Source organism: bacterium, assembly GCA_037128595.1.
GTDB lineage: Bacteria > Verrucomicrobiota > Kiritimatiellia > CAIKKV01 > CAITUY01 > JAABPW01.
In genome coordinates, this window is sequence record JBAXWB010000016.1 from 105,566 (window position 1) to 114,063 (window position 8,498).

Here is an 8,498-nt window from a genome sequence, read left to right on the forward strand (position 1 = left end):
ATCGCTTCAAAAACTCAAACTTAACGCGGTGGAGAGAATGGTGTCACTTGGCTTGACGTCCTCACTCGGGGTGCTGTCGTACCGGTTCTGATAGCAGACATTCAGGCTGAGGTTGCGGGTGATATAGGAGGCAAGACCGATCTCCGAGTTGATGAAAGACACACTGGGATCGGCCAATTTTGGGATATATTCGACGGTGACCCAACCCAGCACATGGTCATTCATCAGTTTTTCCGCCGTAATCGCCGTCCGTCCTGCCGCGTAACCGTCTTCATTCTTGTCTTTTTTTTCTTCAACATAACCTGCCCCGATTTCAAGATTCAGAAGGGAGGATTTGGTGCGGATCAAGTGAACGCCGGGTGAGAGAATGCCCGTGAAGCGGTAAGACAGCTCGGCCATGGGATCGGTCGCCCAGTCAAGGGTTCCGAGCGCATACATGGTGGTGGTCAATTGCCGCTCATAGCGCAAGGTCGCCGCGGCATTTTCCGTGTCCTTGGTCCCGTCGCTTTCACCATAGGCCCCGTGGGCCCGGAGTCGGATCGTATTGGCGTCCTTCTCCTTCACGGTGTCGACTCCCAGCGAATAGCGCAGGGTGTCGCTGTTGCCGCGTGTCATGTTCATGCCGAAATCAAGATTCCGCTGCCAGTCGGTGGTACTGCGCACCATGGAGGGCGAGACGGGGAACTTGAGGGTTCGTCCGGAGACACTGTAGCTGCTGCCAAAACTTGACGCGAAGGCACTCAATACATTGGAGGTGCCTGACTTGACGCCCGTCTTGGGTTTGATGACCGGAACCTGATTGGTCACCACCGGGACTTCGTTGGTGATGACGGGCGCGATTTCAACCGGCGGGATCACCGGGGGGGTGTCCGGAGTGATGACCGGGGTGACGTTGGGGGACTGTGACTCCGGGGTGAGCGGCGTTTGGGCTGCCCCTGACCAGTGGAGACATAGGACCGTTAATACGGTGGCGAGTAATTTCTGATGGCTAAAGCTCATTTGAGTATCATTTTGTAGCGCTTTTGGGCGGCGTTTGACCATTGGTGCATCACGTCCTGTTTACGTCGGGAATCTTTCCAGACCGGAGTCAAAGCTTCCAGCTCTTTCTCAGTCAAGGGGGGGCGGCAGAGTTCATCGGCGACGACCGGATTTCCTGTCCGGCACTGCTGCCAGGCGGCCTTCAGGTCGGAATGGGCGTCAATCAGCCATACCCCCATCAGATCATTCAGGAGGTTCCAGCGGCGGGTCGCCAGTTCATTGTCATAGGCCAGGCCCGCCGGGAAATCATAGGGATTGGGTTTAGGCGCATCCGCGTCGGCGTAAAGGGCCTTGAGCACCGGCATGCGATACAGGTTGTGTTGCTGCCCGTTCACCCCGACCGGTTGATACAGGAGCCGCTGACCTGCCGGCGAAAGCGTGAATTCCATAAACAGTTTGGCCAGTCCGGGCTGTTTAGCCCCCCGGAGCATGGCAATGGGATCCGGCCCGATGATGGTCTCCTTTTGAGGTAAGACCAGGGCGAGCGCATCATTGCCCACCGACTTGATCACCGTCTGGGCATATTGGTCGATCACCATGCCGGCCGCAATATCGCCGGCTGCCACTTCACGGGGCACGGTTCCACCGGCCTCGCCGAAGTTCCGCACGTTGGCGCAGATCCGGGCGATGATCGGCCAGCCTTTTTCGAAGCCGTAGGATTGGAGGATGATTTCATAACACATGTGAACCGATCCGCTGGAGCGGGGGTCACCCGAGCCTACCCATGAAAAGTACTCCGGGCGTGCGAGATCATTCCAGGAAGCGGGGACCGGCAGCCCAAGGCGTTGGACCAGGGGGCGGTTATATAGAATCCCGAAACTGCTCAGGGTGACGCCATACCAGCGTTGGCCGGGGTCCAGGACCGGGGAGCCGGCACAGGTCGCAGGGATGTCGGACAGGAGGGCAGGATCCAATTCCGTTTTGGCCAGCCAGTTCTTTTGAATGGCAGTGAGGTAGGGGGCCACCCCGCCGCCGAACAGGAGGTCCACCCCGGGTTGGTCAGGAGAGGCGGCAAAGCGGGATTCGAGTTCCTTCATGATCTTCGAGGCGCCCCCCACATCCAACCATTGAATCGCCACGTCCCGCTGATACCGGGTGCGCATCCATTCTGTAAACCCGCGTGAATATTCCAGCCGGACCTCCCGGCGATGGGGCGAAATGATCGTAAGGGTTTCGCCAGCCACCGCGACTGGTTGGGAGGAACTGCGTCGGCCCGTCATGAACAGGAAGGGCAAGGCGGCAATCAGGACAAATAGAATAATGGCGAAACGGCGCATGCGGGTGCTATATCTTCCTCACTAGGCCTCAACGAAGCCGAATTCTTAGACAGAATAAACAAAATATACAAAATAGTTCCTTGGGTCGCCAACCATTCTGGTTATTCTGTTCATTATGTCAAAATCATCTTCTGTACATGTAAAAGATTACTCCAGTTCAGCGACGTCGCCATATTTCGGCACGGAGGCGGAGAGGCGTTTTTCCTGGCGGAGGGTTTCCGCAAAATGGTGCGCCGTTTCAGGTTCCCCGTGAGTGACGAAAATGTTGCGAGGTACTGGAGCGCCTACCCGGGACAGCCATTGCAGGAGTTCATTGCGATCCCCGTGTGCGGAAAATCCTGAAATTTGCTCGAGTTTGGCCTTCACGATGTGTGGCTGACCAAAAAGCCGGACGGGCGAGACGCCGTTAAGCAACAGCCGGCCCAGTGTGCCGTTCGCCTGGTAGCCCACAAATAAAATGGTGCTTTCCGAGCGGCTGAGGTTGTTGGCCAGGTGATGCTTGATGCGGCCCCCGGTACACATTCCGGCGCCGGCCATGACCACCACCGTCCCCTTGATGGAGTTGATCGCTTTGGAGGCGTCAACCGTTTGCACCATTTCCAGGCCGGGGAAGTGAAAGGGGGATTCCTTGTCACGGACCAGCCGGTTCATATCGGTGTCCAGGATATCCATATTCTTCTCGAAGATTTTAGACACCGTCACGGCCATGGGGCTGTCCAGAAACGCGATGATGTTGGGAATGCATTTGGCTTTGAGCAATGCGCTCAAGTAATAGAGCACTTCCTGCGCCCGTTCGATGGCAAAGGTGGGAATGATCAGGTTCCCGCCCCGCTGGACGGTATCCTTCAGGATCTGGCAGAGTCGCTCGCCGATCAGTTCGGTGTTCTCGTGGAGCCGGTCACCGTAGGTCGATTCCATCACGACATAATCGGCGGCGGGACAGAAATCCGGGTCCTCCAGGATGGGCCGGTTCCAGCGTCCGATATCGCCGGAGAACACAATCGACCGGCCGTTGGCTTTGATCTGGATGGAGGCGGAGCCCAGGATATGGCCGGCATCCGTGAAGGTGGCGTCAATCCCCTCCGCAATGGGGACCACTTGCCGGTAGCGGACGGGCGAGAAATGCGAGCAACACTGCTCCACATCGGCGAGGGTATACAACGGCTCCAGGGGCCGTGGGTTCGGGCGCTGCTCCTTGGCATGGCGCTTCTTTTTGAAGGCCACATCTTCAGCCTGTATTTTCGCGGAATCCATCAGAACGGTTTTAGCGATCTCCGCCGTCGGGCCGGTCGCGAAAATGGACCCCTTGAACCCATCACGGACCAATCGGGGAAGAAGTCCGCAGTGGTCAATATGGGCGTGGGTCAGGAGCACCGTGTCAATGCTGGACGGAGGGACCGGGAAGGGGCCCCAGTTGCGATCAGCCAGTGCGCGTTCCTGGTACATGCCGCAATCAATGAGCAGCCGCTTTCCGTTGATGTCCAGCAGATAGCGCGAGCCGGTGACATTTTCCGCCGCTCCGAGAAATGTGAGTTTTGCAAACATAGTATTGATGTCTCCTTTGGCTGAGTTGGATATTTAACATGGATGGACAGGATTTACAGGATAATTCGATATTCACGCTCCTCAGAACAATCAGTCCGGCCAAATCAGGAAGGCCCGCGCACGCATACATGTATACGGGCCAATGAAAGCGCCTTGAAAGTGGCCGGTTTTGACTCTCTGAACCTGGTAAATCAAATATGGCGAGAAAAATATATAGCGTAAGTTGCTTGTGTGGAGTGGTTTAAGAAAAGTCCAGCCAGCTGGACTGGGGATCGGATTCAGCCGCAAACGATTCAGGGAGCTGTTTGCGATACCTGGCTTAGCCCCGGCATCGCCTATTGGAAGCCCCGCCCGCGCGCATGTATATGCGGGTCTTTTTCATCGAACCGGCTTTTTTTACAATTCATCCAACGGGCTCTCCGCCGTCGAATCCATGCCCCGGATGACGTGGGTGTAGATCATGGTGGTTTCCACACTTTCATGGCCTAGGTATTTCTGGACCTCCCGGATATTGACTCCTTTAAGAAGCATATGGGTGGCAAAGGAATGGCGCAGGCAGTGAATGGAGGCGGGCTTATCGATTCCGGCCTTCCTGACGGCATCCCTCATGATCCGTTGTGGCACCTGGTCACTGATATGATGGCGTCGGACCACTCCGCTCCGTGGGTCGACCGCAAGATCGCCTGCGGGAAACAGATACTGCCAACCGAATTCTTTCGGGGCCATTGGATATTTCCGGTCCAGGGCAAAAGGGAGGTACACGGCGCCGTGTCCTGCCGCCAGGTCCTGATCGTGTATCCGCTTCACCTCCTTGATCTGTTCATGAAGGGGTTCATCCAGTTTGCGGGGCAGCAAGGTACCTCGATCCTTGTTCCCTTTGGCGGCCCTGACAATGATTAAATGGTTGGCGAAATCAAAATCCTTGACCCTTAAGCGGGTCAGCTCTGATACCCTTAATCCGGCGCCATAAGCGAGTTGCAGTAAAAGGCGATCATCTGGATGAGCCGTCTTGATGACTTCCCGCACTTCATCGATGCTCAATACTAGCGGGAGCCGGGATCCTTCCTTTGCCCGGACACTCTTCATGTCCAGGTTTTCCTGTTTCAAAACTTCACGGAGAAGAAACAATAATGCCGAGAAAGCCTGGTTCTGGGTAGATGCCGCCACGTTCTGTTGGGTGGCCAGGGATGAGAGAAAAGCACGGGCGGCATCAGCTTTTTGCCAATCCAAATCACGATTCAAGGCATAACCCATATACCGGCGAACCCAGTCGAGGTAAGTTTGCTCAGTTCGGTAGGAATAGTGGCGGACTCGAATTAACTCCCGCATCTGATCATAGATGCGATCAGCTTCGGAAATCGCCTTTTCTTGATCATCCGTATTAATTGGTTCCTTATTGGCCGAGGGCACAAACACCTTCACATACAGCTCGACGGCCTTGAGCGCCTGCCGGATTTGCCAATCTTGAATGGACTGGTTTTTTGATAAAAGATTTTCGAACGCCTGAATCCGGTCTCGAGCGGAGGTAGCAATGTCGGGCAAGTTCGCCGTGAGAAACCTCTGAACCCATTGCACATAGAATGGGATGTTGCGTTCGTTTGCTAAATTACGTTCTTTAATATATCTTGCAAACGGTTCGAGATCAAATGCTTGCATGCAACCTCCTTGACGTATAATGCTGATTTCTTTCATTAGGCATCACAACGTATAATGCCTCCATATCCTAGTATAACGTCAAAACTAGTCGTTTATTGCATTTTAAACGCCGGAATTTCGATGGCGACGTATAATGTCTGTCAGAAGAGCAATTGCGTCATCGCAAAATCACGAATCCAGCCCCGACTTAGTCCGTTTAAGAAGAGGAGGCTGGCGAGGTGTGTTTTCGTTATGGGTTGAGAGACTGGCAGTTAGGAGAATGGCTTGACCTTGATGGGGGTGCCACCTACCATCCTTAGTCAGTTGGGCAGGTGCCTGACAACAAAGGAAGCGTCAGAAGCCATTCCGAAAAAGAAATCGGAAATCCTGTTATGACGCAGACTATATGTTGGCGGCAGAAAATGAAAGGAGATGGTATGACGAAGGTACGATTGATGATGGTGTTTGTGGCAGTAGGTGTTTGTGTGGCAGTGCAGTGCATGGCTCTGGACAAGGTGCAGGGTGCCGACAAGATTCCCGCTGTCCAGGGGATGAATGAGAACTACACCATACAACTCCAAGGGAACTACTTAGACTGCGCTCCCTTGGCCTTGATCCTCACGGGTTCAGGCCCTGAGTTCAGTATTAGCCTCCCGGAACCTAGGGTTACCTTCTCGGCCACATTGAAATCCAGCGCGGGGTCGGTTGAGATCAGTTACAGACTCTCATTCGATGTGCTAGCGACGAATGGAGTTATGCGTGTCGGTCTCGCTGGACCCCACCAGCAGGAACAAGAAGTTGCTAGCGTTGAGTTCCGGAGGTCCGAAGTAAAAGGGTCTGCTCTTGTCGAGGATGGCAAGCCTGTGGCAATCGTGACGATGAATCAGAGGAAGCTAGAACTGACGGTTGCGAAAAGCAAGGCCCCCTCCTCTGAGAAGAAGTAGCAGGACGCACGGAAACAAGTCGCCAACAAGTTTTTCGAACGCGACGGCTCGCACGCTCGCCGCGGTTCAAAAACGCCGTTCGGCCAAAGGAAAAGATAAATGGATTCAGGTGCACTCATTATGGCCCTCATTATATTCCCAATTTACTGGGGAATATATTCTGCAATCCGTGCGCGCGCCTATGGCTTGCTTTGCCTGATTCTGGTCATTTTATTGAGTTCGTTTGGTGGGTGTGTTTTGTTCATGAGAAATTGGAAGATTGCCACCTACGACCAACCAGCAGCAGTTTGGGGACGAAACATTTTCATTCTCGGCATTTTGGTCGCGATCGTGACGTCGATAGTAGCAGTTAGAAAAACCCGAACGCCGAAAAGAAAACCATTGTTCGAAAATTCAGAAGAAAATAGGATCAAAGCCGAACAAGGCGTTCCAACAATACCTCGTGCCCCGCAGGAGGGGCACTCGGATGTTGAACGCTAACGTTGGCGTAAAGAAACATGACGAACGAGATTATAGCTTCTGCTTTTGAAAAGGCCGCTTCGGGGAATGACCAAGCGCTTACTGAAATAGTTCTCGATGGCGGTCCAATGTGGCCGCAACTCGTCTTTGCGGCGTGGGCCGTCCTCGTTATTGTCGGCCCTCTGCTAAGCATATACCTTTGCATATGTGCGTGGCGAAGAAAGAGGCAAGGGCGGACAAGTCCTTGGACCACCCGAACCATACTCACCTGCGCTTTGTTGATCTTCATGACGGCCAGCGTATACGTGTTTAATGAACTCAGTTCAGCTTTCTATGTACTTGCCACAACTCCGCTCGGGACGGCTCAGGCAGCTATGCTCTCGATGGCGATTTGTCACGACTGTAACGGCCTCCTTGTAAGTTGCGTGGGGATCGCTGTTTGCCTCCTCTGCGTTTGTTGGTTGCCTCCAACGGATTTACGGGCGAAGGGCGCCAACAAAGCCTCGACTTCTGAACCCGCGCCAGGCGCGGCTTCCTCATCGCATCAAGGCTGACGTTCGAGAAAGATATTATGAAAACAAAACTTAACGCCACTATGATCAGCATAGCCGTTACAATCCTTGTGTTAGTTGCTGTAGCTGCCATTGCGAAGGGATGCGGGATGTCTGCCCATGAAGTTTACATGGTAGTGAAAACTGTGATTACCTGCCTTGCGGGAGTATTGTGTTATTTAATTGGTGCAGGCGTCATCTCAGGCAAAGGTGGGCTTGATGAAATGCGGCTGAAATACGGAACAGCCCTTAAGATTGCGGGACCTTTTATGGTCATATACGGAGTGGCGAAGCTTATTCACTCTCTTTGAAATGATTCTCGAACCACACAATTCTGGCTATCGTCGCTCCGCTCCTCAGCCAGATTGTGAACGTTCTGCATGAAAAGAACTTCTTGAATCATAATGCTATAAGAAATACGCTATCAATATGGATGAGATTAAATTCGCCTGGGATAAGGAGAAGGCAAAGGCCAATGTTCTCAAACACCATGTCTCATTTGAAGAGGCAACATCGGTGTTTGCTGATGAAAATGCCCGACTGAAGCATGATCCTGAACATTCGGATGAAGAAGACCGGTTCATCATCCTTGGATTCAGCTCAACGCTTCGCATTTTGGTCGTGTGTCATGTGTGTCGGCAGGGCGATCAGGTGATTAGGATAATTTCGGCTCGCAAAGCGACCCGTAATGAACGCAAACAATATGGGAGGGAATATGAAAAAGGAATATGATTTTTCGGATTCGGTTCGCAATCCGTATGCCAAGTTTTTCAGGAAACAGGTTACCATGCGTTTGGGGACTGATGTCATTGAATATTTCAAGGCTTTGGCAAAAGAAACCGGGGTGCCGTACCAAAACCTGATTAACTTGTATCTGCGCGAATGTGCTCATTCCGGCAAGAAGCTCGCACTGAAATGGGCATCATAAAATTGCAGAACCACCCGCTTCTCGGTACGGCTTCGCCGCCCGAGAAGCAGGCTACTCGATTCGGCGGATATTCCATTGTAACAAATGCAAGACTAATACAGTTCTGCCTGTGCCTAATGAT

General features: G+C 53.2%; 9 protein-coding genes. 5 read left to right on the forward strand and 4 right to left on the reverse strand.

What is annotated here, in order from left to right:
* Positions 1-6: 6 nt before the first annotated feature.
* From WCS52_11395 to WCS52_11410, 4 genes are all read right to left on the reverse strand, one after another.
* Positions 7-999 carry a DUF481 domain-containing protein gene (locus WCS52_11395; protein MEI6167790.1) on the reverse strand — a complete coding sequence of 331 codons (993 nt, stop codon included), beginning with the start codon at positions 997-999 and terminating at the stop codon, positions 7-9.
* The gene (locus WCS52_11400) at positions 996-2,315 is read right to left on the reverse strand and encodes an extracellular solute-binding protein (protein ID MEI6167791.1); all 1,320 of its coding nucleotides are present in this window, start codon (positions 2,313-2,315) and stop codon (positions 996-998) included. The genes WCS52_11395 and WCS52_11400 overlap by 4 nt, the downstream gene beginning before the upstream one ends.
* Before the next feature lie 147 nt (positions 2,316-2,462).
* A complete protein-coding gene (locus WCS52_11405) occupies positions 2,463-3,860 on the reverse strand; it encodes an MBL fold metallo-hydrolase (GenBank protein ID MEI6167792.1) in 1,398 nt (465 codons plus the stop codon).
* A gap of 396 nt (positions 3,861-4,256) precedes the next feature.
* Positions 4,257-5,516, reverse strand: a complete 1,260-nt coding sequence (locus WCS52_11410) for an integron integrase (GenBank protein ID MEI6167793.1) — start codon at positions 5,514-5,516, stop codon at positions 4,257-4,259.
* A 416-nt stretch (positions 5,517-5,932) separates the two neighbouring features.
* On the opposite strand from WCS52_11410, the gene WCS52_11415 reads away from it, so the two are divergent.
* The 5 genes from WCS52_11415 (at position 5,933) to WCS52_11435 (ending at position 8,377) form a co-directional block, all read left to right on the forward strand.
* The gene (locus tag WCS52_11415; protein MEI6167794.1) at positions 5,933-6,439 is read left to right on the forward strand and encodes a hypothetical protein; all 507 of its coding nucleotides are present in this window, start codon (positions 5,933-5,935) and stop codon (positions 6,437-6,439) included.
* 99 nt (positions 6,440-6,538) lie between these two features.
* On the forward strand, positions 6,539-6,919 hold the full coding sequence (locus WCS52_11420) for a hypothetical protein (GenBank protein ID MEI6167795.1): 381 nt from the start codon (positions 6,539-6,541) through the stop codon (positions 6,917-6,919).
* Between the two features lie 550 nt (positions 6,920-7,469).
* Positions 7,470-7,760, forward strand: a complete 291-nt coding sequence (locus WCS52_11425) for a hypothetical protein (protein MEI6167796.1) — start codon at positions 7,470-7,472, stop codon at positions 7,758-7,760.
* A gap of 118 nt (positions 7,761-7,878) precedes the next feature.
* Positions 7,879-8,181: a BrnT family toxin gene (locus WCS52_11430; GenBank protein ID MEI6167797.1), complete on the forward strand. Its 303-nt coding sequence runs from the start codon at positions 7,879-7,881 to the stop codon at positions 8,179-8,181.
* Entirely contained in the window at positions 8,165-8,377 is a 213-nt protein-coding gene (locus WCS52_11435; protein ID MEI6167798.1) for a CopG family antitoxin, read from the forward strand. The genes WCS52_11430 and WCS52_11435 overlap by 17 nt, the downstream gene beginning before the upstream one ends.
* Positions 8,378-8,498 lie beyond the last annotated feature (121 nt).

Excerpts from the sequence above, each read along its gene's own strand:
- WCS52_11410 (MEI6167793.1), bottom strand. The coding sequence starts at position 5,516 with ATGCAAGCATTTGATCTCGAACCGTTTGCAAGATATATTAAAGAACGT.
- WCS52_11420 (MEI6167795.1), top strand. The coding sequence starts at position 6,539 with ATGGATTCAGGTGCACTCATTATGGCCCTCATTATATTCCCAATTTAC.
- WCS52_11400 (MEI6167791.1), bottom strand. The coding sequence starts at position 2,315 with ATGCGCCGTTTCGCCATTATTCTATTTGTCCTGATTGCCGCCTTGCCC.
- WCS52_11425 (MEI6167796.1), top strand. The coding sequence starts at position 7,470 with ATGAAAACAAAACTTAACGCCACTATGATCAGCATAGCCGTTACAATC.
- WCS52_11405 (MEI6167792.1), bottom strand. The coding sequence starts at position 3,860 with ATGTTTGCAAAACTCACATTTCTCGGAGCGGCGGAAAATGTCACCGGC.
- WCS52_11395 (MEI6167790.1), bottom strand. The coding sequence starts at position 999 with ATGAGCTTTAGCCATCAGAAATTACTCGCCACCGTATTAACGGTCCTA.
- WCS52_11430 (MEI6167797.1), top strand. The coding sequence starts at position 7,879 with ATGGATGAGATTAAATTCGCCTGGGATAAGGAGAAGGCAAAGGCCAAT.
- WCS52_11435 (MEI6167798.1), top strand. The coding sequence starts at position 8,165 with ATGAAAAAGGAATATGATTTTTCGGATTCGGTTCGCAATCCGTATGCC.
- WCS52_11415 (MEI6167794.1), top strand. The coding sequence starts at position 5,933 with ATGACGAAGGTACGATTGATGATGGTGTTTGTGGCAGTAGGTGTTTGT.